This is a genomic window from Rhodoferax sp. WC2427, assembly GCF_040822085.1.
In the GTDB taxonomy this organism is placed as follows: domain Bacteria; phylum Pseudomonadota; class Gammaproteobacteria; order Burkholderiales; family Burkholderiaceae_C; genus Rhodoferax_B.
On sequence record NZ_CP162006.1, the window covers coordinates 1877705 to 1902204 of the forward strand.

Annotated in this window: 23 protein-coding genes; 10 read left to right on the forward strand and 13 right to left on the reverse strand. The window is 64.8% G+C overall.

The features are described 5' to 3' along the window. Window positions 1-11: 11 nt before the first annotated feature. Window positions 12-839: a taurine dioxygenase gene (gene tauD / locus AB3G31_RS08875; protein WP_367849823.1), complete on the forward strand. Its 828-nt coding sequence runs from the start codon at window positions 12-14 to the stop codon at window positions 837-839. 267 nt (window positions 840-1106) lie between these two features. On the opposite strand, the gene AB3G31_RS08880 is transcribed toward tauD, so the two are convergent. From AB3G31_RS08880 to AB3G31_RS08895, 4 genes are read right to left on the reverse strand one after another with little or no spacing between them, the layout of a single operon-like run. Further along, complete coding sequence (locus AB3G31_RS08880) at window positions 1107-1844, reverse strand: amino acid ABC transporter ATP-binding protein (protein ID WP_367849824.1); 738 nt, start codon at window positions 1842-1844, stop codon at window positions 1107-1109. Continuing rightward, window positions 1841-2530: an amino acid ABC transporter permease gene (locus tag AB3G31_RS08885; protein ID WP_367849825.1), complete on the reverse strand. Its 690-nt coding sequence runs from the start codon at window positions 2528-2530 to the stop codon at window positions 1841-1843. The genes AB3G31_RS08880 and AB3G31_RS08885 overlap by 4 nt, the downstream gene beginning before the upstream one ends. A gap of 10 nt (window positions 2531-2540) precedes the next feature. Continuing rightward, window positions 2541-3236, reverse strand: a complete 696-nt coding sequence (locus AB3G31_RS08890) for an amino acid ABC transporter permease (RefSeq protein WP_367849826.1) — start codon at window positions 3234-3236, stop codon at window positions 2541-2543. A 49-nt stretch (window positions 3237-3285) separates the two neighbouring features. After that, window positions 3286-4113, reverse strand: coding sequence for an ABC transporter substrate-binding protein (locus AB3G31_RS08895; RefSeq protein ID WP_367849827.1), 828 nt, complete (start codon window positions 4111-4113; stop codon window positions 3286-3288). Between the two features lie 216 nt (window positions 4114-4329). On the opposite strand from AB3G31_RS08895, the gene cysK reads away from it, so the two are divergent. The 3 genes from cysK to gfa all read left to right on the forward strand — a co-directional run bounded on the left by cysK (window position 4330) and on the right by gfa (window position 7293). Beyond that, complete coding sequence (gene cysK, locus AB3G31_RS08900) at window positions 4330-5304, forward strand: cysteine synthase A (protein ID WP_367849828.1); 975 nt, start codon at window positions 4330-4332, stop codon at window positions 5302-5304. A 236-nt stretch (window positions 5305-5540) separates the two neighbouring features. After that, window positions 5541-6647 carry an S-(hydroxymethyl)glutathione dehydrogenase/class III alcohol dehydrogenase gene (locus AB3G31_RS08905; protein WP_367849829.1) on the forward strand — a complete coding sequence of 369 codons (1107 nt, stop codon included), beginning with the start codon at window positions 5541-5543 and terminating at the stop codon, window positions 6645-6647. A 76-nt stretch (window positions 6648-6723) separates the two neighbouring features. Further along, complete coding sequence (gene gfa, locus AB3G31_RS08910; RefSeq protein ID WP_367849830.1) at window positions 6724-7293, forward strand: S-(hydroxymethyl)glutathione synthase; 570 nt, start codon at window positions 6724-6726, stop codon at window positions 7291-7293. Window positions 7294-7299: 6 nt separating this feature from the next. Here gfa and AB3G31_RS08915 read toward each other — a convergent pair whose 3' ends face one another. Further along, window positions 7300-8292, reverse strand: a complete 993-nt coding sequence (locus AB3G31_RS08915; RefSeq protein ID WP_367849831.1) for a GlxA family transcriptional regulator — start codon at window positions 8290-8292, stop codon at window positions 7300-7302. Window positions 8293-8699: 407 nt separating this feature from the next. Here AB3G31_RS08915 and AB3G31_RS08920 point away from each other — a divergent pair, with 407 nt between their 5' ends. The 4 genes from AB3G31_RS08920 to AB3G31_RS08935 are packed head-to-tail and all read left to right on the forward strand — an operon-like array spanning window position 8700 to window position 12956. Beyond that, window positions 8700-9173: a rhodanese-like domain-containing protein gene (locus tag AB3G31_RS08920; protein WP_367849832.1), complete on the forward strand. Its 474-nt coding sequence runs from the start codon at window positions 8700-8702 to the stop codon at window positions 9171-9173. Beyond that, complete coding sequence (gene epsC / locus AB3G31_RS08925; protein ID WP_367850313.1) at window positions 9173-10102, forward strand: serine O-acetyltransferase EpsC; 930 nt, start codon at window positions 9173-9175, stop codon at window positions 10100-10102. The genes AB3G31_RS08920 and epsC overlap by 1 nt, the downstream gene beginning before the upstream one ends. 13 nt (window positions 10103-10115) lie before the next feature. Beyond that, window positions 10116-11036, forward strand: a complete 921-nt coding sequence (locus AB3G31_RS08930) for a family 2A encapsulin nanocompartment shell protein (RefSeq protein WP_367849833.1) — start codon at window positions 10116-10118, stop codon at window positions 11034-11036. A gap of 24 nt (window positions 11037-11060) precedes the next feature. Beyond that, on the forward strand, window positions 11061-12956 hold the full coding sequence (locus AB3G31_RS08935) for a family 2A encapsulin nanocompartment cargo protein cysteine desulfurase (protein WP_367849834.1): 1896 nt from the start codon (window positions 11061-11063) through the stop codon (window positions 12954-12956). Window positions 12957-13224: 268 nt separating this feature from the next. Here the strand turns inward: AB3G31_RS08935 and AB3G31_RS08940 are convergent, their stop codons facing one another. Together AB3G31_RS08940 and AB3G31_RS08945 are read right to left on the reverse strand one after the other, a co-directional pair. After that, window positions 13225-13593, reverse strand: coding sequence for a response regulator (locus tag AB3G31_RS08940; RefSeq protein ID WP_367849835.1), 369 nt, complete (start codon window positions 13591-13593; stop codon window positions 13225-13227). Window positions 13594-13630: 37 nt separating this feature from the next. After that, window positions 13631-15751: an ATP-binding protein gene (locus tag AB3G31_RS08945; RefSeq protein WP_367849836.1), complete on the reverse strand. Its 2121-nt coding sequence runs from the start codon at window positions 15749-15751 to the stop codon at window positions 13631-13633. A 121-nt stretch (window positions 15752-15872) separates the two neighbouring features. On the opposite strand from AB3G31_RS08945, the gene ypfH reads away from it, so the two are divergent. Further along, window positions 15873-16547 carry an esterase gene (gene ypfH, locus AB3G31_RS08950; protein ID WP_367849837.1) on the forward strand — a complete coding sequence of 225 codons (675 nt, stop codon included), beginning with the start codon at window positions 15873-15875 and terminating at the stop codon, window positions 16545-16547. A 68-nt stretch (window positions 16548-16615) separates the two neighbouring features. On the opposite strand, the gene AB3G31_RS08955 is transcribed toward ypfH, so the two are convergent. From AB3G31_RS08955 to AB3G31_RS08975, 5 genes are all read right to left on the reverse strand, one after another. After that, window positions 16616-17452, reverse strand: a complete 837-nt coding sequence (locus AB3G31_RS08955; RefSeq protein ID WP_367849838.1) for an ABC transporter ATP-binding protein — start codon at window positions 17450-17452, stop codon at window positions 16616-16618. Next, entirely contained in the window at window positions 17449-18381 is a 933-nt protein-coding gene (ntrB, locus tag AB3G31_RS08960; protein WP_367849839.1) for a nitrate ABC transporter permease, read from the reverse strand. Before ntrB ends, AB3G31_RS08955 begins: the two co-directional genes overlap by 4 nt. 68 nt (window positions 18382-18449) lie before the next feature. Then, on the reverse strand, window positions 18450-19694 hold the full coding sequence (locus AB3G31_RS08965) for a CmpA/NrtA family ABC transporter substrate-binding protein (protein WP_367849840.1): 1245 nt from the start codon (window positions 19692-19694) through the stop codon (window positions 18450-18452). Window positions 19695-20012: 318 nt separating this feature from the next. Beyond that, a complete protein-coding gene (locus AB3G31_RS08970) occupies window positions 20013-22178 on the reverse strand; it encodes a putative bifunctional diguanylate cyclase/phosphodiesterase (protein WP_367849841.1) in 2166 nt (721 codons plus the stop codon). Between the two features lie 201 nt (window positions 22179-22379). Continuing rightward, window positions 22380-23027: an ANTAR domain-containing response regulator gene (locus AB3G31_RS08975; RefSeq protein WP_367849842.1), complete on the reverse strand. Its 648-nt coding sequence runs from the start codon at window positions 23025-23027 to the stop codon at window positions 22380-22382. 68 nt (window positions 23028-23095) lie between these two features. Here AB3G31_RS08975 and tsaD point away from each other — a divergent pair, with 68 nt between their 5' ends. Continuing rightward, on the forward strand, window positions 23096-24142 hold the full coding sequence (tsaD, locus tag AB3G31_RS08980; RefSeq protein WP_367849843.1) for a tRNA (adenosine(37)-N6)-threonylcarbamoyltransferase complex transferase subunit TsaD: 1047 nt from the start codon (window positions 23096-23098) through the stop codon (window positions 24140-24142). Here tsaD and AB3G31_RS08985 read toward each other — a convergent pair whose 3' ends face one another. Further along, window positions 24143-24499, reverse strand: coding sequence for an Hsp20/alpha crystallin family protein (locus AB3G31_RS08985; protein WP_315187860.1), 357 nt, complete (start codon window positions 24497-24499; stop codon window positions 24143-24145). Window position 24500: the final 1 nt, after the last annotated feature.

Here is a 24500-nt window from a genome sequence, read left to right on the forward strand (position 1 = left end):
AAAGTGAACCCATGCAAGTGCAAGCCCTCGGCCCCACCATCGGTGCGCTGGTGTCCGATATCGACCTGGCCCTTCCCCCGGCCGACCCCCAGCGCGACGCGCTGCTGGAGGCGTTGCTGCAGCACCATGTGCTGTTTTTTGAGAACCAGCCGCTCACCGCGCCCCAGCACCGCGACCTGGCGGCCCGTTTTGGCAGCCTGCACATCCACCCCATCTACCCCCAGCATGCCGAGGCCCGCGAGATCATCGTGCTGGACACCGACCTCGACAACCCGCCCGACAACGACAACTGGCACACCGATGTGACCTTCATCGACACCCCGCCGATGGGGGCTTTGTTGTCGGCCCGGCACTTGCCTCCTTCCGGTGGTGACACGCTGTGGGCCAGCGGCATTGCCGCCTACGAGGCCTTGTCCGAGCCGTTTCGGCGTTTCCTCGACCCGCTGCATGCCGAGCACGACTTTGCCCAGTCGTTCCCGGCCTGGCGCTATGCCCGCACGCCCGACGAGCGCCAGCGCTGGGAGGCCGCCTGCGCCAAGAATCCGCCCGTACGGCACCCGGTGGTGCGCACCCACCCGGTCAGCGGGCGGCGCGGCCTGTTTGTGAACGAGGGTTTCACCAGCCGCATCCTGGAGCTGGAGAAGAAGGAGAGCGATGCGGTGCTGGGCTACCTGCGCGGCCACATCGCCAAGCCCGAGTTCACGGTGCGCTGGCGCTGGAAGCCGTTTGACCTGGCCTTCTGGGACAACCGCCTGACCCAGCACTACGCCACGGTGGACTACCTGCCGCACCGCCGCGTGATGCACCGGGCGACCATCGTGGGCGACAAGCCCTTCTAAGAACGTGTTCAGAGTCTTTTTGGGGCCGCGTTGGGGTGCAATCGGGATGAGTTGGTTGTCGGAGATCGCAGCATGGGCTCCCTGCCCATGCAAGGGCTCTGGCAGACAAATCGCCCGATTTCCCCCCAACCCGAAGGGCAGGTGCCTTTTCGGGCGCTCAGTGTCGTTACAAAACCAGCCAAGGCAGAAGCCTTGGCTTGGGTTTTGCGCCTAACTGCGCATCCCGAACAGGCACCTGCGCGGCCCCAAAAAGACTCTGAACACGTTCTAAGCCGCCAGCGGCGTGCGGATGTCGGCCAGAAACTGCTGCGCCCGCGGGTGCTGCGGCTGGCGGAAGAAGTCCTGCGGCGTGGCCCGCTCCAGCACCCGGCCCTGGTCCATGAACAGCACACGGTCGGCCACCTCGCGGGCAAAGCCCATTTCGTGGGTCACGCAGACCATGGTCATGCCGTCCTGGGCCAGGGAGCGCATGACCTGCAGCACCTCGCCCACCATCTCGGGGTCGAGTGCGCTGGTGGGCTCGTCGAACAGCATCAGCGGCGGGTGCATGGCCAGGGCGCGGGCAATCGCCACGCGTTGCTGCTGGCCACCCGATAGCGCGGCAGGATAGGCATCGGCCTTGTGCGCCAGACCGACGCGCTCCAGCAGGTTCAAGGCTTCTTCACGGGCCACGGCGGGGCGCAGGCCACGCAAATGCAGTGGGGCCAGGGTGCAGTTTTGCAGCGCGGTGAGGTGCGGAAACAGGTTGAACTGCTGGAACACAAAGCCGATGCCCGAGCGCAGCTGGTTCACGTCCACGCCGCGGCGGTAGATGTCCTGGCCGTCGAGCTGGATGCTGCCCGACTGGATGGATTCCAGCCGGTTCAGGGTGCGGATCAGGGTGGACTTGCCGGAGCCGGACGGCCCGCAGACCACCACCACCTCGCCGCGCGCGATGGTCTCGGTTACGTCCACCAGGGCGTGGTAGTCGCCGTACCATTTGTTGACCTTGTGCAGTTGGATCATGCGGAAACTCTCACAGTGTGGGTGCGCTGCTCCAGCCAGTACGCGAAGCGCGACAGGCCAAAGCACAAAACAAAATAGGCCAGCGCCAACAGGGTGTAGACGGCGGTGCTCTGGGTGAACACCTGGGTGTTGATTTGCGCGGCGATGAAAGACACCTCGGTCAGCCCGATGATGTAGCCCAGCGAGGTGGCTTTGATGGTGGCCACAAACTGGTTGACCAGCGAGGGCAGCATGTGGCGCAGGCCCTGGGGCAGCACCACCAGGCGCATGGTTGCCAGGTAGCCCAAACCCAGCGAACGGGCTGCTTCCACCTGGCCCTTGGGTACGCCGTGGATGCCTGCGCGCACGATCTCCGCCAGGTACACGCTGTCAAACACCACCAGGGCCATCAGCATGGTCCTGAACTGGTCGGTCTTGTGGCCGGTGAGGCTGGGCAGAAAGAAGTAGGCCCAGAAGATCACCATCAGCAGCGGCACCCCGCGCACGAGGTACACCCCGGCAGTCACAGGCCAGCGGATGGCGCGGTACGGGCTGACGCGTGCCAGGCCCAACGCAATGCCCAGCGGCAGCGACACCAGCAGCGCCAGCGCAGCCAGCAGCACCGTCAACGCCAGCCCGCCCAGGGGGCCGTTCGGGTACTGCCCGACCAGAAAATAGACCCAGTAGGTCTGGATAAGCTCCCACATATTCGGGGCCTTAAACGGTGCGCACCGGGTAGCGGTGGTGGTACCACGCGCCCAGTCCGGTAATGGCCAGCGACACCAGCAGGTAGGCGCTGGTGGCAAAGGCAAACGCTTCGGCGCTGCGGAAGCTGGCCGACTCGACTTTGGCGGCCTGGTACATCAGCTCCGCCACGCCAATGACGGTGGCCACGCTGGTGTCCTTCCACAGGTTCAGGGTTTGCGACAGCAGCGGCGGTATGGTCACGCGCAGCGCCTGCGGCAGCACCACCAGCCGCATGGTGGCCAGAAAGCCCAAGCCCAGCGCGCGGCTGGCCTCGGTTTGCACCCAGGGCACGGCGCGGATGCCGCTGCGGATGTCTTCGGCCATGTAGGCGGCGGTGTACAGCGTGAGCGCCACCACCGCGCTGATAGCCTCGATGTTGCGCGCGTACAGCCATTCTTTGAGTGCGTCGGGTAGCAACTCGGGCGCGCCGAAGTACCAGAACAGCAGGTGCGCCAGCAGCGGCACATTGCGGATGCTCTCCACATACAGCCAGCCCAGGCTGCGCAGCAGCCTCAAGGGCGACAGGCGCAGCAGGGCGATGGCCGCACCCAGCGGCAGCGCCAGTACCAGGGTGGTGCCCGCCAGCTGCAGAGACAGCAGCAAGCCGCTGACCAGCAAGTCGTGGTACTGCCCGGTGCGCAGCAGGTTCAGATCAAAATGCAACATAAAAATGGGAACAGGCCGCAGCGGCGGCCTGTGTTGTGCGGCAAAGGCTTTAGATCTGGTCGCTGTCGATTTTGAAAGTGCGCTTGTCGAACTGCAGCTTGGTGTCCGGTCCGTACCATTTGACGAACAGCTTGTTGGCATCGCCCGAGCTTTCCAGGTCGCGCAGCACGCCGTCCACCAGGGTCTTCAGGCTTTTTTCGCCCTTCTTCAGGCCCAGCGCCAGCGGCTCCACGCTGATGCTTTGCGACAGGATGGCGTAGTCTTTCTTGGCGGCGCCCAGCTTGGCGTAGTCGTTGACCAGCGAGGCCTCGTCGTTCACATAGCCCACGCCCTTGCCCTGCTGCAACGCCAGAAATGCCTGCTGGGTGGTCTCGAAGGTCACCACGTCCACGCCCGGTACGGCTTTGCGGATGTTGGGTTCTTGCGTGCCGCCCTTGACGGTGAGCACCTTCTTGCCGCCGAGTGCGGGCAGGTCGGTGATGCCGCTGCTGGTTTTGACCAGCACCTTCTGGCCGGTGACAAAGGTGGTCAGTGAAAAATCGACCTGGGCTTCACGCTCCTTGTTGTGCGTCAGTGAAGCGGCCAGGATGTCCACCCGGCCCTGTTGCAGTTCGGGGATGCGGGCGGCCACGGCCAGTTGCTTGAATACCGGTTTCACGCCCAGTTTCTTGGCGATGGCGTTGCCGATGTCTACCTCATAGCCCACGATCTCGCGGGTTTTGGGGTCAACAAAGCTGTTGGGTTCGTCCGTGCCGAGCACGCCGATGACGATCTCGCCTTTTTTCTTGATGTCGTCCAGCTGGTCGGCCCAGGCGGCGTGGGCGAACAAGGAGGTGGCGAGCGTGGCGGCCAGAACAACGGAGGGGCGAATGGGCATGGTGTGGATGTCCTGTAAGTGGTGAGGAGCCCGAATGTAGAGAGGGAACACGCAGCCGTGAACGAAGCAATCTGGATATGCAAACGGGAAATTCGCATAACCAATGACGTGACCAGCCACAGACAGATTGCTTGTTTGCAACTGATTTTTAAGTCGTTGGTACGCGCTGGCTTTGCCCCTAGAGTGGCCGCTTTTAGCTCTTTGGAAAGCCGCACCATGTCTTCGATTTATGCCGACAACTCCCTGTCGATTGGCCGCACGCCGCTGGTGCGCCTGAACCGCATCACCGATGGGGCTGCGGCCACCGTGCTGGCCAAGATCGAGGGGCGCAACCCGGCGTATTCGGTCAAGTGCCGCATTGGCGCGGCGCTGGTCTGGGACGCAGAAAAGCGCGGCCTGCTGGGGCCGGGCAAGGAGATCATCGAGCCCACTAGCGGCAACACCGGCATCGCGCTGGCCTTTGTGGCCGCCTCCAAGGGCATCTCCATCACCCTGACCATGCCCGAGACCATGAGCGTGGAGCGGCGCAAGATCCTGCTAGCCTACGGCGCCAAGCTGGTGTTGACCGACGGTGCCAAGGGCATGAAAGGGGCCATCGCCAAGGCCGAGGAAATTGCCGCCAGCGACCCCAAATACGTGCTGCTGCAGCAGTTCAAGAACCCGGCCAATCCGGCCATCCACGCCACCACCACCGGCCCGGAAATCTGGCAGGACACCAATGGCCAGATCGACATCCTGGTCTCGGGCGTGGGCACCGGCGGCACCATCACCGGCGTGTCGCGCTACATCAAGCACATCCAGGGCAAGGCCATTGTTTCGGTGGCGGTAGAGCCCACGGCCAGTCCGGTGCTGACGCAAAAGCGCGCGGGCCACGAACTGAAACCCGGGCCGCACAAGATCCAGGGCATCGGCGCAGGCTTTGTGCCCGATGTGCTGGATTTGTCGCTGGTGGATGCCATCGAGCAGGTCAGCAATGAAGAGGCCGTGGACTACGCCCGCCGCCTGGCGCGCGAGGAAGGCATTCTGGCGGGCATCTCTTGCGGCGCGGCAGTGGCGGCGGCGGTGCGCTGGGCCCAAAAACCCGAGAGCGCGGGCAAGACCATCGTGGTGATCCTGCCGGATTCGGGCGAGCGTTACCTGAGCTCGGTGCTGTTTGAGGGCGTGTTCGATGCCGCCGGCATCGCCGCCTGAAATTTATAAAAAATCGGCCTCCAGCGCTTTTTCCATCAGCGTGACAAGCTACTAAAAATGTAGCATAGGCAAAAATACAAGCAACGGTTCATTTCGGCCAACTTGCGCCCCGGGGCGGCCAAGTCGGCTAGGGCCTGCCCGCTTGCACCATGGCGCGGGGCGATGCAGCATTACATTCGCGGCAATGGCAGCACCCGCTGCCTGCCCCGAACCCTGTGCATTGCGAGAGACACCCCATGAAAACCAAAGCCGCCGTCGCCTGGAAAGCAGGCGCCCCCCTGACCATCGAAACCGTGGACCTGGACGGCCCCAAGTTCGGCGAAGTGCTGGTCGAGATCAAGGCCACCGGCATCTGCCACACCGACTACTACACCCTCAGCGGTGCCGACCCCGAAGGCATCTTCCCCGCCATCCTGGGCCATGAAGGCGCAGGCATCGTGGTCGACGTCGGCCCCGGTGTCACCACCCTCCAAAAGGGCGACCACGTCATCCCCCTCTACACCCCCGAATGCCGCCAGTGCAAGTTCTGCCTGAGCCGCAAGACCAACCTGTGCCAGCTCATCCGCGGCACCCAGGGCAAGGGCCTGATGCCCGACGCCACCAGCCGCTTCAGCCTGGACGGCCAGCCCATCTTCCACTACATGGGCACCTCCACCTTCAGCAACTACACCGTGGCGCCCGAGATCAGCCTGGCCAAGATCCGCAAGGACGCCCCGTTTGACAAGGTCTGCTACATCGGCTGCGGCGTCACCACCGGCATCGGCGCGGTGCTGTTCACCGCCAAGGTCGAAGCCGGTGCCAACGTGGTCGTCTTCGGCCTGGGCGGTATCGGCCTGAACGTCATCCAGGGCGCCAAGATGGTGGGAGCCGACAAGATCATCGGCGTGGACATCAACCCCGAGCGCCAGGCCATGGCCCGCCAGTTCGGCATGACCCACTTCATCAACCCCAAGGAAGTACCGAATGTGGTTGACGCCATCGTCCAGTTGACCGACGGCGGCGCCGACTACAGCTTCGAATGCATCGGCAACACCCAGGTGATGCGCCAGGCGCTGGAATGCACCCACAAGGGCTGGGGCCGCAGCATCATCATCGGCGTGGCCGAAGCCGGGGCCGAGATCAGCACCCGACCGTTCCAGCTGGTGACCGGGCGCAAATGGGAGGGCTCGGCCTTTGGCGGGGCGCGCGGGCGCACCGACGTGCCGAAGATCGTGGACTGGTACATGGAAGGCAAGATCAGCATCGACCCGCTGATCACCCACACCATGCCGTTGGAAGATATCAACAAGGGGTTTGACCTGATGAAAAGCGGTGAATCGATCCGTGGTGTGGTGCTGTTCTAAGCTGCGCCAAAAGTCAGCGGTGCGCGGCCGTTCCGCGTGAAAGTGGGCCTGGGGTACAGGCCAAGGAGACATAAAAATGAGCCTTTTAGCTTTGCACCCGGCCATCGGCCAAAGTAAAAAACCCGGCGCAGCGGGTTTTGGCGGCGGCACGCTGACCTGCCACTGCAGCCACGACCCGGTGGTGGTCCGGGTGGATGCCCAGGTGGCGCACAACCACGCCTGCGGCTGTAGCAAGTGCTGGAAACCGGCCAACGCCTTGTTTTCCATCGTCGGTGTGGTGCCGCGCGACAAGGTGCATGTGGTGTCGCGCCCGGAAAAACTGCACGTGGTGGACCCCAACGCCACCATCCAGCGCCATGCCTGCAAGGCCTGCGGCGTGCACATGTTTGGCCGTATCGAGAACAAGGACCACGCGTTCTACGGGCTGGACTTCATCCACACCGAGTTGTCCCAGGATGCCGGATGGACCGGGCCGGAGTTTGCGGCTTTTGTGTCGTCCATCATCGAAACCGGCACCCCGCCGGAGCAGATGGCCGACATCCGCAAAGAGCTGCACAGCGTGGGGCTGGAAACCTACGACTGCCTGTCGCCCACGCTGATGGATGTGCTGGCCACGCAGGTGGCCAAGCTGCGCAAGGCCGCTTAAACAGGTTCAGGGCCGCGCGCCACCAAAGCGCTCCCGGTACGCCTGCGGCCCCACGCCCAGGCGCTTGAGGAACAGCTTGCGCAGCGGTTGCTCGGATGCAAAGCCCACGCGCCCGGCCACGGATTTGAGCGGCAGGTCGCCTTCTTCCAGCAGGCGGCGGCCCGCTTCCAGCCGGGCCGATTCGATGAACTGCAGCGGGCTGCTGCCCACCTCTTTGGCAAACACGCGGCGAAAGTTGCGCTCGCTCATGGCCGCGCGGTCGGCCAGCAGGGCCACATCCAGCGGCAGCGACAGGTTGGACAGCACCCAGTCCTGGATGGTGCGGATGCCGGGGTGGCTGGTGTTCTGGCTGGTGAGGTGCACGCTGAACTGCGACTGCCCTCCCGGGCGCTTGAGGTACACCACCAGGTCGCGCGCCACCTGCAGCGCCAGGCCGCGGCCAAAGTCGTCTTCCACCAGGGCTAGCGCCAGGTCGATACCGGCAGTGACCCCGGCCGATGTCCACAGGCGGCCCGAGCGCAGATAAATCGCGTCGGCCTGCACCTGCACCGCCGGAAATCTTTCGCGCAGCAGGGCGGCCACGCTCCAGTGGGTGGTGGCGGGCAGGCCGTCCAGCACGCCCGCCGCCGCCAGAAAAAAGCTGCCCGAACACAGCGCCACCAGCCGCGTGATGTGCGGTGCCACGGCCGCCGCCCAGTCCACGATGGCCGGGTGGGCCGCCAGCGCCACCTCGATCTGCCGTGCGCCCACGATGATGGCGGTGTGCGGCAAATCGTTGGCCTGCAGGGCCTGGGCCTGCAGCAGCATGTGGGTGTCAGAGGCCACCGGGCCCGCCGTGTCGGACACGACGCGCAGTGCGTAGCCCGCGGGGCGGCCTTCTTGCACCAGGTGCAGGTTGGCGTACTCGAACACGCTCATCGCGCCGATGGCTTCAATGGCCTTGAACCCGGGGTAGACCACCATGTCGACGCGGCGCTGCGATGTGCTGATTTTTTCCATGCCGGATTGTCGTAGAACGTGTTCAAGGTCTTTTTAGGGTCGCGTTGGGGTGCAATCGGGATGAGTTGGTTGTCGGAGACCGCAGCATGGGCTCCCCGCCCATGCAAGGGTTCCGGCAGACAAATCGCCCGATTTCACCCCAACCCGAAGGGCCGGTGCCTTTTCGGGCGCTCAGCGTCGTTACAAAACCAGCCAAGGCGGAAAGCCAAGGCTCAAGGTTTTGCGCCTAGCTGCGCATCCCGAACAGGCACCTGCGCGGCCCTAAAAAGACCTTGAACACGTTCTAACGGATGTTTTGGTTGTTTAGAACTGATTTCTTAGTCGTTTGAGATTGGGGAGATGGCTTCTACAGTGGCTTTCAACAACCCCGCACGCTGGTGTGCCGGGTCTGAACCACAGGAGTTTGCATGCCATCCGACACCGCTGAAGTGATCAGCCTGCCCCCCGAACTGGAGTCTGCCCGTGCGGTCGCTCTGGCCACCAACTTGCCCTATGCGGGTGGTGTCAGCCCGGCAGTCGCCTGGCGCTTGTTTGAAGCCGGTGCCGCCCAATTGGTAGACGTGCGCACGGCAGAGGAGCGCAAGTTTGTCGGCCACGTGCCCGGCAGCGCCCACGTGGCCTGGGCCACCGGCACCAGCCTGACGCGCAACCCGCGTTTCGCCCGCGAACTGGAAGCCAAGGTCGGCGGCAAAGAGGCGGTGGTCTTGTTGCTGTGCCGCAGCGGCAAGCGTTCGGCATTGGCGGCCGAAGCAGCAGCCAAGGCGGGCCTGACGCGCGTCTTCAACGTGCTCGAAGGCTTTGAGGGCGAGATCGACGGCCAGCAGCACCGCGGTGGCGGCGACGGCTGGCGCTTCCACCACCTGCCGTGGGTACAGGACTGATGGCCGCGCCGGTTTTTGACATCGGCCACGTGGTGCAGGCCCTGCACGGCGTGCGCAGCGAATGGCGGGCGGCGCAAGGGCGCTCCAGCGAGCCGGGCGGGCGTGAATTTCCGTCGCGCAATGCGTTGGCGGGCATTGTCGAATCGCTCAAGGGCGTGCTGTTTCCCATGCGCCTGGGTCCGGTGGACCTGCGCCAGGAAAGCGAAGATTTCTACGTGGGCTACACGCTGGACGCGGCCCTGCATGGCCTGCTGGCCCAGGTGCGGCTGGAGCTGCGCCTGGTAGAGGACGTGCCGGTCGGCACCCAGCCCACCCAGGTGGTGCAGCAGTTTGCCCAGGCCTTGCCCGGCATCCGCCGCCTGCTTGACAGCGATGTGCTGGCCGCCTTCCATGGCGATCCGGCGGCGCGTAGCGTGGACGAGGTGCTGCTGTGCTACCCCGGCATCTTGGCCATGCTGCACCACCGGCTGGCCCACCAGCTGTATCGGCAGGGCCTGCCGCTGCTGGCGCGTATCGTGGCCGAACTGGCGCACAGCGCCACGGGTATCGACATCCACCCCGGTGCCAGCATCGGCCCGGGCTTCTTCATCGACCACGGCACCGGCGTGGTGATCGGCGAGACCGCACGCATCGGCCAGCGGGTGCGTATCTACCAAAACGTCACGCTGGGGGCCAAGCGCTTTAGCACCGATGCCCAGGGCCACCTGGAAAAAGGCCAGCCGCGCCACCCCATCGTGGAAGACGACGTGGTCATCTACGCCGGGGCCACCGTGCTGGGCCGGGTGACGCTGGGGCAGGGTGCCAGCATTGGCGGCAATGTGTGGCTGACCCACAGCGTGCCGCCCGGCGCCCACATCACCCAGGCCCGAGCCGACCAGCAGCAAGCACCGCAAACCGTTTCCCCTTCCCCTGTAACCCTAACCATCTGAACGGAGTTTTTCTTTGAGCAACATCACCACCCTCGGCGACAGTGCCGCACGCCAGTTAGCCAACGCGACCAAGACCGCGCCCCAGCTGGAAACCATTTCGCCCCGATGGCTCACGCATTTGCTGCAGTGGGTGCCGGTGGAGGCGGGCATTTACCGCCTGAACAAGGTGAAGAACCCCGAGTCCATCAAGGTCACCTGCACCGCCCGCCAGACCGAGAACCAGCTGCCCCGCACCTTTGTGGACTATGAAGAGCAGCCACGCGAATACTTTCTGAACGCGGTCAGCACCATCCTGGATGTGCACACCCGCATCTCCGACCTCTACAGCAGCCCGCACGACCAGATCAAGGAACAGCTGCGCCTGACCATCGAGACCATCAAGGAGAACCAGGAAAGCGAGCTGATCAACAACCCGGACTACGGCCTGCTGTCGCAAGTGACAGATGCGCAGCGCATCTTCCCTTTGACCGGCGCGCCCACGCCCGACGACCTGGACGAGCTGCTGACCAAGGTCTGGAAAGAACCCGCCTTCTTCCTGGCGCACCCGCTGGCCATCGCCGCCTTTGGCCGCGAAGCCACCCGCCGCGGCACGCCACCGCCCACCGTGAGCCTGTTTGGTTCGCAGTTCATCACCTGGCGCGGTGTGCCGCTGATTCCTTCGGACAAAGTGCCGGTGGCCGATGGCAAGAGCAAGATTTTGCTGCTGCGCGTGGGCGACAAACGCCAGGGCGTGGTGGGCCTGTTCCAGCCCGGCCTGCCCGGCGAGCAAGCGCCCGGCCTGTCGGTGCGCTTCATGGCCATCAACGACCAGGCGATTGCCTCGTACCTGATCTCGCTGTACTGCTCGCTGGCGGTGCTGACCACCGACGCGCTGGCCGTGCTGGACGACGTGGAAATCGGCAAATACCACGACTACACCGACACCTACAAGTAAGCCATGGCACAGCTTGCTCCTTCCATGCCCTTCCCTCAACCCCACTTGCCAGCGGGCTTGCCTGACCCGGCGGCGTTGGCGGCCATGGCCAGTGCGCTGTTCCAGGCTTTGCCTGGGTCGGCAGTGCCGGGGGCGCAGTTCCCGGCCAACATCGCGCCACCCGGCTCGCCCCTGTCCAGCCCCGCGGGCTTCGGCCCCAGCGTACCCGGCACGCCGATCCCGCAGGGCCAGATTCCGGGCACCAACCTGCTGCCGTCTTCGCCCAGCCAGGTGCTGAACCTGGGCAACCGTGCACCCGCGCTGCTGCCCGAGGCCCAGGCGGGCAATGGTGTGCCCGACAAGGCCCTCAGCGCCGTGCCCGGCTACGACCCACGTGTGGGCGGTGTGCTGCAAGGCGTGCCGCAAGCCGCTGGTGCGGGCTCGCCGTTCTACTTTGTGGCGGAAAAGCTGGGGCCACCGCAAGGTATTCAAGGCAAGCCGGGGCCCTCTAGCTTCGATGTCTTGAGCAGCCAGCCGTTCCAGCCACTGGCTGTACCCACGGCCAGCGCCTCCAAGGCCCCGCCCGTGCCGCAAAGCACGCCCGCGTTCTACTTTGTGGATGCCGTCACCCTGCCGAATGGCTATGTGACACCCGCCACGCCCGGCGCGCGCCCGTCCGCCGACGCGGTACCCGCCTACCAAGGTAGTGCCCACCCCGCGTTCGACGTGCACGCGGTGCGCCGCGACTTCCCCATCCTTCAGGAGCGGGTGCACGGCAAGCCGCTGGTGTGGTTCGACAACGCTGCCACCACGCACAAGCCCCAGTCGGTGATCGACCGCATTGCCTACTTCTACCAGCACGAAAACTCCAACATCCACCGCGCCGCCCATGACCTGGCCGCCCGCGCCACCGACGCCTACGAGGGCGCTCGGGAGCGGGTGAAAAAGTTCATCAACGCGCCGGACGTGAACGAGGTGATCTTTGTGCGCGGCACCACCGAGGCCATCAACCTGGTGGCCAAGAGCTGGGGCGGCCAGCATGTGGGCGAGGGCGACGAGATCATCGTCAGCCACCTGGAGCACCACGCCAACATCGTACCCTGGCAGCAACTGGCCGCCGCCAAAGGTGCCAAGCTGCGCGTGATCCCGGTGGACGATTCGGGCCAGGTGCTGCTGGACGAATACCGCAAGCTGCTCAACGACCGCACCAAGATCGTTGCTGTCACCCAGGTTTCCAACGCCCTGGGCACCGTGGTGCCGGTGAAGGAGATTGTGGCGCTGGCCCACCGTGCGGGCGCCAAGGCATTGGTCGATGGCGCGCAATCCATCTCGCACATGCGGGTGGACGTGCAGGACATCGGGGCCGATTTCTTCGTCTTTTCGGGCCACAAGGTCTTTGGGCCCACCGGTATCGGCGTGGTCTGGGGCAAGCGCGAGGTGCTGGAAGACATGCCGCCGTGGCAGGGTGGCGGCAACATGATTGCCGACGTGACCTTCGAGAAAACCGTGTTCCAGCCCATCCCGAACAAGTTCGAGGCGGGCACCGGCAACATCGCCGACGCGGTAGGCCTGGGCGCGGCCATCGACTACGTGAACAAGGTGGGCATCGACAACATCGCCCGCTACGAGCATGAGCTGGTGGCCTACGGCATGAAAGCCTTGGGTGCGATTCCCGGCGTGCGCCTGATCGGTACGGCGGCAGACAAGGCCAGTGTGATGTCTTTCGTGCTGGCGGGCTACAGCACCGAAGAAGTCGGCAAGGCGCTGAACGAGGAAGGCATCGCGGTGCGCACCGGCCACCACTGCGCCCAGCCCATCCTGCGCCGCATGGGCGTGGAAACCACGGTGCGGCCTTCGCTGGCGTTCTACAACACCTTCGCCGAGATCGACCAGATGGTGGCGGTGGTGCAGCGCTTGGCCTCCGCACGGCGCAACGGATAACGCTATAGATATAAGAGCTGCCCATGCTTATGGAATAAGCATGGGCAGCTCTTTTTTATCGAAGGAACGAAAATCCTGGGGGTCCTGCGGCGGCAGGGCGTTACTAGGAGCCTGGGCGGCAGAAGGCGCATCGGCTGCAAAACGACCGCAGCGGTCCATTTTTCACCGTCTTTTTGCCCCATAGCTACGGCTATGGGCCTGCAAATCCGGCAAAAACTGTCCTCGCTGGGGTCGCTTTTCGCTTCGATGCCTTCTGCCGCCCAGGCTCCTAGTGCTCCATCACATCGCGCAGGGCCAGGCGCAGGGCATCGTCGGTGAAGGGCTTGGCCACAAAGCCGCGCGCGCCGAGTTTCAGGGCGGCGATGGCGGTGGCCTTGTCGTTCAGCGCGCTGACCACCAGGATGCTGGTGTTCGGCAGCAGGCGCAGCATTTCGCGGATGCATTCCATACCGCCCATCTCGGGCATGGTCAGGTCCATGGTGACCACGTCGGGCTGGGTGGCTTTGGCAATGCGCAGGGCCTCCACACCGTTGCGGGCCAGGCCGACGAGCGCGATCTTGCCCAGGCCGCCGTCTTGCACGATCTTGCTGATGCGCGTGCGGATCATGTTCGAATCGTCCACTACTAGAAAACGCATGGTGTTGGGCTCGGTCTATGTCTCACAAGCAGGCACGTCACATTTCAAAATGGATCGCAATTTCGGTGAATTGCCCCGGCGTGGAGGCCAGCGTCAAACGCCCGCCCAGGCGTTGCACGTTGGCCTGCACCACGTCCAGCCCCACACCCCGCCCCGCGTGAATGCCCGCACGCCCATCGGCAGCGTCGGTGGTGGCCTCTACGGTAGAGAAGCCGGGCTTGAAGATGTGGCCGACGATCTGGTGGTCGTCAAAGCTCTCTAGCTGCAAGGCGCTGTACCAGCCCAGGTCAAGCAGCTTTTGCCGCAGGGTGCTGGCGTTCAGGCCCCGGCCATCGTCACGCACACGCAAGATCCATTCCGTGCCGTTGCGGGCCAATTGCACCACCAACTGGCCTGCCGCGGCCTTGCCGGAGGCCTGGCGGGTGGCGGGTGCCTCGATACCGTGCACCACGGCGTTGCGGACCAGTTGGGTACTGATTTCACGCACCAGATCGGCCACATCGGCCGCCAGCGCACCGTGCTGGTCCAGGTGCACGGTGGCGGCTACGCGCTTGCCCAGGGCGCTGGCGGTTTCCATGGCCAGCCGGGTCAGTGCTGCGTTCAACCCTGTGCCCGACCGGCGGCTGTCGCGCTGGATGTCCGCCAGGCTTTTCAGTGCCGCCATCCGGGCCATCAGTGCTTCCAGCGGCGGGGACAGCGCCCGCAGCCCGTCGCCACTGTTGTCGCTGCGGGCCTGCAGCAGGGCCGATTCAAAGGCATGGGCCTGCTGCACCAGCGAATCCAACCCCAGCGCGCCCGCGTCGCCTTTCAGGGCGTGGATGCGGCGGGCGGCCTGGTCCAGCGCAGGGCCGAGCGGGTTGCGGGGGGCGGGTCGGCCCTGGACGCCGCCACCCAGCAGGTCGTTGGTTTCCAGCAGGCCGGCCTCGGAGCGGGCCACAAACTGGCGCAGCAGGGCCGGGTCGGTCTGGCAGGCGTCCAGCAGCAGGGCGAGCTCATTTTGCGAGCGCAGGCGCTCGGCCTGCAGCTGGGTTTGCAGCAGGGTGCGGTCGGAAATGTCTTGCGCCGTGACCAGCACGTGGTCGACGACCTTGCCCGCACGCACCCGGTTGAAACGGAAGGCCAGGGTGCGCGGCACGGCCTGTCCAAGTCCGTTGGTGACCAGCACGTGCACTTCCAGCAGCGGGTTGATGTCCTGCACCAGCGCCTCTTTCACGTGCGGCGCAAACAGCAGGGCTACGTAGTCCTGGGCATCCTGCAGGGCTTTGTCGTCCACCATGCCAGCCAGCAGTGCAAAAAAGCTGTCGCCTGGCAGCAACGGGCGGCCAAACAGCCCCTGGGCCGACTGCGATACCTGCGAGCCGAGCCGGAAGTCGGGCGTGATCAGAAACAGGCCCTCGCGCACGCTGGCCAGAATCTCTCGGTTCTCGCGGGTCACCGCCTCCCTGCCCGCGTCCAGGCGGCGCAGGCGGCGCAAAAATTTGAACAGGATGAAGGCAAAGTTCAGCAGCGCCAGCACGATGCCCGCGGTCTGCACCTGGCGCAGGGTGGTGGCGCGCCGGGAGGCGGTGGCCTCCAGCGCGGTGGTCAGGCTGTTCATCAGGCCCAGCAGCTCCAGGTTGTGGGCCTGGGCGTAGGTGCTGGCGGCCTGCACGTCGGCATCGCTGGCCAGGCCGTTCAGCACCGGGGCCAGGGCGCGCAGGAACGGCGCCCACAGGGCCTGTGCCTGTTGCAGCGCCTGCACCGCGGCGGCCCCTTCGGCGGGCTTCAGATAGACCGGCTGGCCGCTGCCGCTGGGGACGATGGCCCCGTGTGCAAAGCCCTGCAGCGTGGCATCGAACAGGCTGACGGCATCGCGCAGTTCGGCCAGCGCGTGGGGGGCCGTCTGGCCCTGCTGGCGGGCGGCTTCCACCGCCAGCAAGGCCTTGGCCGAGCGTTGCGACAGCATGCGCTGGCGGCCTGCCAGGTTGATGCTGTGCGCGTCTTCGCCGATCTGGTAGGAGGTGGCAAAGTTCAGCACCAGCACGCCCAGATCAAACAACAGAAACAGCGCCACGGCCAACACGATGTCGCGGTACTTTCCCAAGGAAAATAGGCCGTTGGTGCCGATGCCATCAGCGTAGGCAGCTACGGTTTTTGTAGTGGATGGAGTGGAGGACATGCACAGATCAGGCAATAACGGGGCCAGCCCGCTGACCACCGGCTGCACCAGAAAGGGCCGGCCAGCGCACACCGGTGGCGGGTTTAACATGCTGGGCTGCCCATTTTTCTGAAACCCCACCATGCCCGCATCCCTTACCGTCCAAATGCCCGCCAGCGCGCCGCGCCAGCTGTTTCTGTTGTTCCATGGCGTGGGCAGTACGCCGCACAACCTGGTGCCGCTGGGCCAGCGGCTGGCGCTGGAGTTTCCGCAGGCGGCGGTGGTCTGCGTGGCCGGGCCGGATGCGTCCGACCTGGGCGCGGGATTCCAATGGTTCTCGGTGCAGGGCATCAGCGAAGACAACCGCGCGCAGCGCATTGCCGACAGCATGCCGCGCTTCGTGGCCACCGTGCGCGGCTGGCAGCAGCGCACCGGGTTGACAGACGCCGAGACGGCGCTGGTGGGCTTTTCGCAGGGTGCGATCATGGCGCTGGAAGCCACCCAGCTGGAGGCGTCGCTGGCGGGCCGCGTGGTGGCGCTGTCGGGGCGGTTTGCCCAGCTGCCAGAGCGGGCACCGGCCACCACCACGCTGCATTTCATCCATGGCAAGAACGACGAGGTGGTGGCCTACAGCCACACCGTGGCCGCCGCCGAACGGCTGGTCCGCCTGGGCGGCGACGTCACGGCGGATGTGATTCCCTTCCTGGGGCATACGGTCAATGAGGAGGTGGTGGAGCTGCTGGTGGAACGGCTGAAAGGCCATATCCCCAAGCGCATCTGGGAGCAGGCCGGGCAGAGCGCCCCACCGCAATCCTGAGGCCGGGGTGCTATTTTTACGATAGCTGCCAGCGCAGGTTTCGCCTGCGCTGGAGCCCTCTGGCAGGCTCAGGCTGTGATTTTTTCCACGTGTGCCTGGCGGGTGTACAGGAAGTCGATCACCGCCTTGCGGTAGCCCTGGTAGTTGGCGTTGTCGGCCAGTTCCACGCGGTTGCGCGGGCGGGGCAGGTCCACGCTGAGCACTTCGCCGATGGTGGCGGCGGGCCCGTTGGTCAGCATCACGATCTTGTCGGACAGCAGCACGGCTTCGTCCACGTCGTGGGTCACCATCACCACGGTGCTCTGGGTTTTTTGCACGATGGCCAGCAGCTCGTCCTGCAGCTTGGCGCGGGTCAGTGCATCCAGCGCGCCGAAGGGCTCGTCCATCAGCAAGACCTTGGGCTCCATGCTCAGGGCGCGGGCAATACCCACCCGCTGCTTCATACCGCCCGAGATTTCGCCGGGGCGCTTTTGGGCGGCGGCGGTCAGGCCTACCAGGGCCAGTACCGCGTCGGTGCGGGCCTTGAGCTGGGCTTTGTTTTCCGACGGTGCGCCAGTGGATTTGTTGGCCGCGCCGAACACGCGCTCCACCGCCAGATACACGTTCTCATAGCAGGTCAACCAGGGCAGCAGCGAGTGGTTCTGGAACACCACGGCGCGCTCGGGGCCCGGGCCCTTGATCTCGCGGTTGGCGCACAGCAGGGTGCCGCGGGTGGGGTCGGTCAGGCCGGCAATCAGGTTGAGCAGGGTGGACTTGCCGCAGCCCGAGTGGCCGATCAGGGCCACGAACTCGCCCTTGGCAATGGTCAGGTTCACGTCGCGCAGGGCGGGGAAGATGCCCTTGGCGGTCTTGAAGGTCTGTTCCACGCCCTGGATTTCGATGTACTTGGTATTCAGCGAGCTCATGACTTCACCTCTTCAAAAGTAAATGCGGTAGCGAGTTTGATCAGCGCGTATTCCAGCAGCAGGCCGACGATGCCGATCACGAAGATGGCGATGATGATGTTCTTGACGTTCAGGTTGTTCCACTCGTCCCACACCCAGAAGCCGATGCCCACGCCGCCGGTCAGCATCTCGGCGGCCACGATCACCAGCCAGGCGGTGCCCACGGCCAGGCGCACGCCGGTCAGCATGTAGGGCAGCACGGCGGGGAACAGGATCTTGGTGACGATCTTCCATTCGGAGAGGTTCAGCACGCGGGCCACGTTCATGTAGTCCTGCGGCACGCGCTGTACGCCCACCGCGGTGTTGATGACCATGGGCCAGATCGAGCAGATGAAGATGGTCCAGATGGCCGCAGGGTTGGCACCCTTGAACACCATCAAACCAATCGGCAGCCAGGCCAGTGGCGACACCGGGCGCAGCAGGCTGATCAGCGGGTTGAACATGCGGCCCATGAACTCGAACCGGCCAATCGCAAAGCCCGCCGGAATGCCCACCAGCGCCGCCAGGCCAAAGCCCAGCGCCACCCGCTCTAGCGAGGCCAGCACGTTCCAGCCCACGCCCTGGTCGTTCGGGCCCTTGCGGTAGAACGGGTCGCTGAACAGCACCACGGCCTGCTGGAAGGTCTCGTATGGCGAGGGGATGTTGCTGGCGGTGGTGATGGACACAATCGCCCAGATGCCGATCAGCAGGCCAAGGCCCAGGATGGGCGGCACCACCTGGCGCCAGAAGCCGCGCCAGTCGAAAGGCATCTTGGGTGTGGCCATTTTTACGTCTTTCAGGGCGCTAGCGCTTGTTTCTTGGGCGGTAGCAGCTAGCATTTTGGGAGCGGATGGGCTGTCGGCGGCATCAAACGATGCATCGCGCGGGGAATGGAATACGGCACTGACCATGGTTTTCTCCTTCGTGGGGGAAAAGGGCTCCCGCCGGGTGGGCGGGAGAGGGCTGATTCAACGTGGCCTCAGGCGTGGACCTTGAAGCTGTCAGCGTACTTTTTAGGGTCCTTGCCGTCCCACACCACACCGTCCATCAGCTTGCTGCTGCGCATGTCGCTCTTGGGCACCGGCGTGTTGCTGGCGGCGGCGGCCTGCTTGTAGATGTCGATCTGGTTGATCTGTTTGGCCACGGCCAGGTAGTCGGGGTGGTCCTTGAGCAAGCCCCAGCGCTTGTGCTGGGTCAGGAACCACATGCCGTCGCTGAGGTAGGGGAAGTTGACCGCGCCTTCGTTGTAGAACTTCATGTAGTTCGGGTCGTCCCAGGTCTTGCCGAGGCCGTTCTGGTAGCGGCCCAGAATGCGCTGGTTGATGGCGTCCACGCTGGTGTTCACGTAGCTCTTGTCGGCGATGGTCTCGGCCATCTTGTTCTTGTTGGCCAGGCCGGCATCGATCCAGCGGCTGGCTTCCAGGATGGCGGCGGTGACGGCGCGGGCGGTGTTGGGGTTCTTCTTGACGAACTCGGCGGTGGTGCCCAGCACCTTTTCGGGGTGGTCCTTCCAGATGTCTTGCGTGGTGGCGGCGGTGATACCGATGCCGTCGATGATGGCGCGGTGGTTCCAGGGCTCGCCCACGCAGTAGCCGTCCATGTTGCCCACGCGCATGTTGGCCACCATTTGCGGTGGCGGCACGGTGATGACCTTGGCGTCAGACAGCGGGTTGATGCCGTTGGCGGCCATCCAGTAGTACAGCCACATGGCGTGGGTGCCGGTGGGGAAGGTCTGGGCAAAGGTGTATTCGCGCTTTTCGGCAGCCATCAGCTTGGCCAGGCCGGGGCCATCGACCGCGCCCTTGTCGGCCAGTTTTTTGGACAGGGTGATGGCCTGGCCGTTGTTGTTCAGGGTCATCAGCACGGCCATGTCTTTCTTGGGGCCGCTTTCACCCAGGTGCACGCCGTAGACCAGGCCGTACAGGGCGTGGGCAAAGTCGAGCTCGCCGTTGACCAGCTTGTCGCGCACGCTGGCCCAGCTGGATTCCTTGCTGGGGATGATCTTCACGCCGTATTTCTTGTCGATGCCCAGCACCGAGGCCATCACCACGCTGGCACAGTCGGTCAGGGGGATGAAGCCGATCTTGACTTCTTCTTTCTCCGGTTTGTCGGACCCGGCGGCGTATACCAGGGCGCGCAGGGCGGGGCTGACACCCACGGCACCCACGGCGGCGGTTTGCAGCACCGAGCGGCGGCTGAGTTTGGTCTTCAAAAGGTCGGTCATCTAGCGGCTCCCAAAATTGAAACTAAGTTGGTTCCAGAACGAAAAAAGGCGTCCTCACCGCGCAGCGCGCTGCAGGTTGCAGCCTCTAACGGGTGGGGACGCCTTTGTCCGAATACGTGGCGCTTCGCACCCGCCATTGGGTGCTCGCTGCCATGGGACCATCGGTGGTCTTGGTTTAGTTATGCAAGCACCGTGCCAGGGGTGATGGGCATTCAATTGCTATGTTGTTGATAGCTTCTCACGCTGATGGAATAAGCGCTGGCGGCCTATTTGGCTTGTAAGCAGAGGTTTCGCACTGTTCTTGTGCGGTGCACCATTTCAGCGGCTGGGCTTGGGCGCGGCCGGTGCGCGGATGAAGCCACCGTCTTGCGCCAGCAGCTGGCAAAAGGCGGCGTTGTCCATCGGCTTGGCCAGCAGGTAGCCCTGGAATTCGTCACAGCCCTGGCTGCGCAGCAGGTCGAACTGGGCCTGGTTTTCCACGCCCTCGGCGACCACGGTTTTGCGCAGGTTCTGGCACAGGCCGACCATGGCGCGGGCGATCATGGCCACGTCGTCGTCGGACTCGATGTCGGTGACCAGGGAGCGGTCGATCTTCACCGTGTCCAGCGGCAGGTGCCGCAGGTACGACAGGCTGGAATAGCCGGTGCCAAAGTCGTCCATCGCCACCCGAAAGCCCTGCGCCTTGAAGGCATTGAGCACGCTGATGGCGCGCGCGCTGTCGTCCAGGAACACGCCTTCGGTGATCTCCAGCTCGACCCGCTCGGGCGGCAGTCCGCTGTCGCGCACCAGGGCGGCCACGCGCAGCACCAGGTCGTCGGCCAGAAACAGCCGGGCCGACAGGTTGACGGCAATCACCAGGTGCGCGCCTTGTGGTCCGTGCCACAGTGCGGCATCGGCAAAGGCCTGGCGCAGGATGCGCTCGGTCAGCTCGCCAATCAGGCCGGTGTCTTCGGCAATCGGGATGAAGCGGTCAGGCCCCACGGTGCCGATTTGCACGCTGTGCCAGCGGGCCAGGGCCTCCACGCCGACGATGCGCCGGTGCTGGTCGACCTTGGGTTGGTAGGCCACGGTGAATTCGCTGTGCTCCAGCCCGGCGCGCATGGCCGTGGCCAGTGCCAGCCGCTCGTCGGCCACCTTGTTCAGCTCGGGGGTGAAGAACTGGAAGTTGTTGCGGCCCCGCTCCTTGGCGGCGTACATGGCCACATCCGCGTGCTTGAGCAGGCTCTGCGCGTCCTCGCCGTCTTGCGGGTACAGCGCCACGCCCATGCTGGCACCCACCTGGAACTCGCGCCCCAGCAGAATGACCGGCTGGTTGATCTCTTTGAGCACGCGCTGCAGGTGCGAGATAACACTGTGGGCGCGAAAGTGCTCGTTGAGCAGCAGCACAAACTCGTCGCCGCTGTGGCGCGACACGGTGTCGGTGGCGCGCACGCAGTTGCGCATGCGCTGGGCAATTTCGACCAGCAGCTGGTCGCCCGCGTCGTGGCCCAGGCTGTCGTTGATCAGCTTGAAGTGGTCCAGGTCGATGAACACCACGGCCAGAAAGTGGCCCATGCGCTCGGCGTGGGCAATGGCCGGGCCGATGCGGTCGCGCAGCAGGTTGCGGTTGGCCAGGCCGGTCAGGCTGTCGTAGTTGGCCTGGCGCTCCAGCTGTTCGCGCTGGCTGCGGCGCTCGGTGATGTCTTGCACCGTGCCTTCAAAGCAGATGAAGCCGCCCTGGGCATCGCGCACGCTGTGGGCGTTTTCCGAGATCCAGATGGTGCTGCCGTCGCGCCGGTAGACCTCGGACTCGAAGTTGCGCACCTCGCCGTGCGCCGCCATCAGCTTCTGGAAGCGCTCGCGCCGCTGCGGCTGCACGTACAGGCGGCGGTCGATGTCGGACAGGTCGGTGATCAATTCCTCGGCGGTAGGGTAGCCATAGAGCCGGGCCAGCGCCGGGTTGGCCGACAGGTAGCGGCCTTCTTGCGAGGTCTGGAAGATGCCGTCGCGCGCATGCTCAAAGATTTGCCGGTACCGGGCTTCGGCATGGGCCAGTGCCTCCAGGGTCACAAAGCCCTCGGTCACGTCTTCGATAAAGCCCTCCAGCACCTGCTGCTCGCCCTCGTCGATCACCATCACACCTTGCTCCTTGACGCGGCGGATGGCACCGCTGCGGGTCTGGATGGCGTAGTGCACGGTGAAGCGCTGCTCGGCGGCGGCGGCGGCCAGTATTTCGCCCCGCACCCGGATGCGGTCGTTCGGGTGGGTGACGCGCTCCCACGACACGGTCTGGTTGTCGATCAGCTCCAGCGCGTGGTAGCCGGTGAGCTTGTAGCAGCCCTGGCTGACGAAGCGCATGGTCCAGTGCACGTCGGGCAGGCAGCGGTAGGCCATGCCTTCCAGGTTGTTGACCAGGGTGTCGAGCACCTTGTGCAGGTTCATCGACCGCGCCAGCAGCGGGCTGGAATGGTGGGAGCGGGCAGCGGGAGTGAGAGCGGTTTCCACGGAGGAGGGCGGCAAGGGCAGTGTGGGACAGGAGGGGGAGGGCAAGAATGGGCATCTCCACCTTGGGTGCTGCATTCTTGCTATGGAATAAATAGCTGCTTGTGCAATCAGACAGGGCACAAGCCTGCTATTTTATTTTAAAACCGCATTGGGAACAAAATTGTGCACCGTTTGTGTGCGCCATCAAGATGGAGGGCACATTCAGCCCAGCAGGTCGGCCACGTCGAGGATGCGCTGGGCCACATCCACCAGTTTCAGGCTCTTGTCCATGGCGGCTTTGCGCAGGCGCTCGTAGGCCTCTTGCTCGGTCAGGCCCTGGCGCTGCATCAGCAGGCCCTTGGCGCGGTCGATCACCTTGCGGTTGAGCAGCTCGGTCTTGTGGCCGTCCAGCTCCTGGCGGGTGTCGGCCAGCTCCTGGCGCAGCGCCTGCTCGTGCTCGAAGCGGGCCATGGCCACGTCCAGAATGGGGCGGATGCGCGCGGCCGACAGCCCGGCCACGATGTAGGCCGAGACGCCCGCGGCCACCGCGTCCTTCACGTGCGTGGTGTCGTCGTCGTTGGTAAACATGACGATGGGGCGGCGTGCGGTGCGGGTGGCCATCACCACGTGCTCCAGCGCGTCACGGGCTTCGCTTTCGGCATCCACGATCACCATGTCGGGCTGCAACTGCGCCAGCCGCTCGGTCAGGTAGACGTCGGCGGGCAGGCTGGCGATCAGGTTGTAGCCGTTTTCCAGCAGGCCGATACGCAGCGCGCGCGAGCGTTCGGCCTGCAGCAGGCCGGTGGCGTCCTGGGGGTCCAACACGTCCAGGTCAGGGGCAATCACTACGATGCGCAGGGCTTCATTCATTGCCAAAAACTTGCAAGATTCGCGCCAACACGGTGCGGGCCTACACTCGTGGATTGACTGATTAGGAAATGCTTGTGTTGGTATTAGGTATTGAATCATCGTGTGACGAAACCGGGATTGCGCTGGTGCGTGCCGAGGGCGAAGGAGAAGGTGCGGCTCTGCCCGTGCTGCTGGCGCATGCGCTGCACAGCCAGATCGAGATGCACCAGGCCTATGGCGGCGTGGTGCCTGAGCTGGCCAGCCGCGACCACATCCGCCGCGTGCTGCCGCTCACGCGCCAGGTGCTGGACGAGGCCGCTCACACTTTGCAAGACGTGGACGTGGTGGCCTACACCCGGGGCCCCGGTTTGGCCGGTGCGCTACTGGTGGGTGCGGGCGTGGCCTGCGCGTTGGGGGCGGCTCTGGGCAAGCCGGTGCTGGGCGTGCACCACCTGGAGGGGCATTTGCTGTCGCCGTTCCTGAGTGTGGACCCGCCGGAGTTTCCGTTCGTGGCGCTGCTGGTGTCGGGTGGCCACACCCAGCTGATGCGGGTGGACGGCGTGGGCCGTTACGAAATGCTGGGCGAAACCATAGACGACGCAGCGGGCGAGGCCTTCGACAAGTCCGCCAAGCTCATGGGCCTGGGCTATCCCGGCGGCCCGGCCCTGTCGCGCCTGGCCGAACAAGGCGACCCGGCGGCTTTCAAGCTGCCACGGCCCTTGCTGCACAGCGGGAATCTGGATTTTTCGTTTGCCGGTTTGAAAACGGCGGTGATGACGCAGGCCCGGAAACTGGGCGACGACCTGGAAGCGCGCAAAGCCGACCTGGCGGCCAGCACGCAGGCGGCGATCGTCGAAGTGCTGTTGAAGAAGTCTATGACCGCCCTGCAACGCACCGGCCTGCGCAGGCTGGTGGTGGCGGGCGGCGTGGGGGCCAACAAATCCTTGCGCAGCCAGCTCAATGCCGTCTGCGCCAAGGCCGGTATCCGGGTGCACTACCCCGAGCTGCACCTGTGCACCGACAACGGCGCGATGATCGCCATGGCCGGTGCCATGCGGCTGCAGTCGGGACTGCAGGCACCCACGCGGACTTACGCTTTTGACGTGAAGCCGCGTTGGCCTTTGGATTCCCTTTAGTTAGTTGATAGTCAGATTCGACACGTTGCTGACCGGCGCTTTCTTGGCCAGCTTCAAGGTCAGCACACCGTTTTCCAGCCGGGCATCGCTGGCCGACACGTCGATGTCTTGCGGTAACTCGTAGGCGGCCTTGTAGGTGCGCGGTGCGTCGGGCTGGCTTTCGATGCGCACCACGCTGCCTTCGATGCCGATGGACAGCTGCTCCTTGGCAATACCGGGCACGTCAAACTGCAGGCTGTAGGCATGCTCGTCCTGGGTGATGCGGTAGTTTTTTTGCTGGGCTTCGTCGAGCGAGCGGTGCAGTGCACGCAGGTTGTTGTGGCGGACAAAAGCGGGATGGGTAGCTGCGATAAACATG

What these genes read in the sequence shown, in the direction of transcription:
- AB3G31_RS08905 (WP_367849829.1), top strand. Translation starts at nt 5,541, where the DNA reads ATGAAAACCAAAGCCGCCGTCGCCTGGAAAGCAGGCGCCCCCCTGACC.
- AB3G31_RS08890 (WP_367849826.1), bottom strand. Translation starts at nt 3,236, where the DNA reads ATGTTGCATTTTGATCTGAACCTGCTGCGCACCGGGCAGTACCACGAC.
- AB3G31_RS08940 (WP_367849835.1), bottom strand. Translation starts at nt 13,593, where the DNA reads ATGCGTTTTCTAGTAGTGGACGATTCGAACATGATCCGCACGCGCATC.
- tsaD (WP_367849843.1), top strand. Translation starts at nt 23,096, where the DNA reads ATGCTTGTGTTGGTATTAGGTATTGAATCATCGTGTGACGAAACCGGG.
- epsC (WP_367850313.1), top strand. Translation starts at nt 9,173, where the DNA reads ATGGCCGCGCCGGTTTTTGACATCGGCCACGTGGTGCAGGCCCTGCAC.
- AB3G31_RS08935 (WP_367849834.1), top strand. Translation starts at nt 11,061, where the DNA reads ATGCCCTTCCCTCAACCCCACTTGCCAGCGGGCTTGCCTGACCCGGCG.
- AB3G31_RS08915 (WP_367849831.1), bottom strand. Translation starts at nt 8,292, where the DNA reads ATGGAAAAAATCAGCACATCGCAGCGCCGCGTCGACATGGTGGTCTAC.
- cysK (WP_367849828.1), top strand. Translation starts at nt 4,330, where the DNA reads ATGTCTTCGATTTATGCCGACAACTCCCTGTCGATTGGCCGCACGCCG.
- tauD (WP_367849823.1), top strand. Translation starts at nt 12, where the DNA reads ATGCAAGTGCAAGCCCTCGGCCCCACCATCGGTGCGCTGGTGTCCGAT.
- AB3G31_RS08945 (WP_367849836.1), bottom strand. Translation starts at nt 15,751, where the DNA reads ATGTCCTCCACTCCATCCACTACAAAAACCGTAGCTGCCTACGCTGAT.
- AB3G31_RS08965 (WP_367849840.1), bottom strand. Translation starts at nt 19,694, where the DNA reads ATGACCGACCTTTTGAAGACCAAACTCAGCCGCCGCTCGGTGCTGCAA.
- ntrB (WP_367849839.1), bottom strand. Translation starts at nt 18,381, where the DNA reads ATGGTCAGTGCCGTATTCCATTCCCCGCGCGATGCATCGTTTGATGCC.
- AB3G31_RS08895 (WP_367849827.1), bottom strand. Translation starts at nt 4,113, where the DNA reads ATGCCCATTCGCCCCTCCGTTGTTCTGGCCGCCACGCTCGCCACCTCC.
- ypfH (WP_367849837.1), top strand. Translation starts at nt 15,873, where the DNA reads ATGCCCGCATCCCTTACCGTCCAAATGCCCGCCAGCGCGCCGCGCCAG.
- gfa (WP_367849830.1), top strand. Translation starts at nt 6,724, where the DNA reads ATGAGCCTTTTAGCTTTGCACCCGGCCATCGGCCAAAGTAAAAAACCC.
- AB3G31_RS08880 (WP_367849824.1), bottom strand. Translation starts at nt 1,844, where the DNA reads ATGATCCAACTGCACAAGGTCAACAAATGGTACGGCGACTACCACGCC.
- AB3G31_RS08885 (WP_367849825.1), bottom strand. Translation starts at nt 2,530, where the DNA reads ATGTGGGAGCTTATCCAGACCTACTGGGTCTATTTTCTGGTCGGGCAG.
- AB3G31_RS08975 (WP_367849842.1), bottom strand. Translation starts at nt 23,027, where the DNA reads ATGAATGAAGCCCTGCGCATCGTAGTGATTGCCCCTGACCTGGACGTG.
- AB3G31_RS08985 (WP_315187860.1), bottom strand. Translation starts at nt 24,499, where the DNA reads ATGTTTATCGCAGCTACCCATCCCGCTTTTGTCCGCCACAACAACCTG.
- AB3G31_RS08955 (WP_367849838.1), bottom strand. Translation starts at nt 17,452, where the DNA reads ATGAGCTCGCTGAATACCAAGTACATCGAAATCCAGGGCGTGGAACAG.
- AB3G31_RS08920 (WP_367849832.1), top strand. Translation starts at nt 8,700, where the DNA reads ATGCCATCCGACACCGCTGAAGTGATCAGCCTGCCCCCCGAACTGGAG.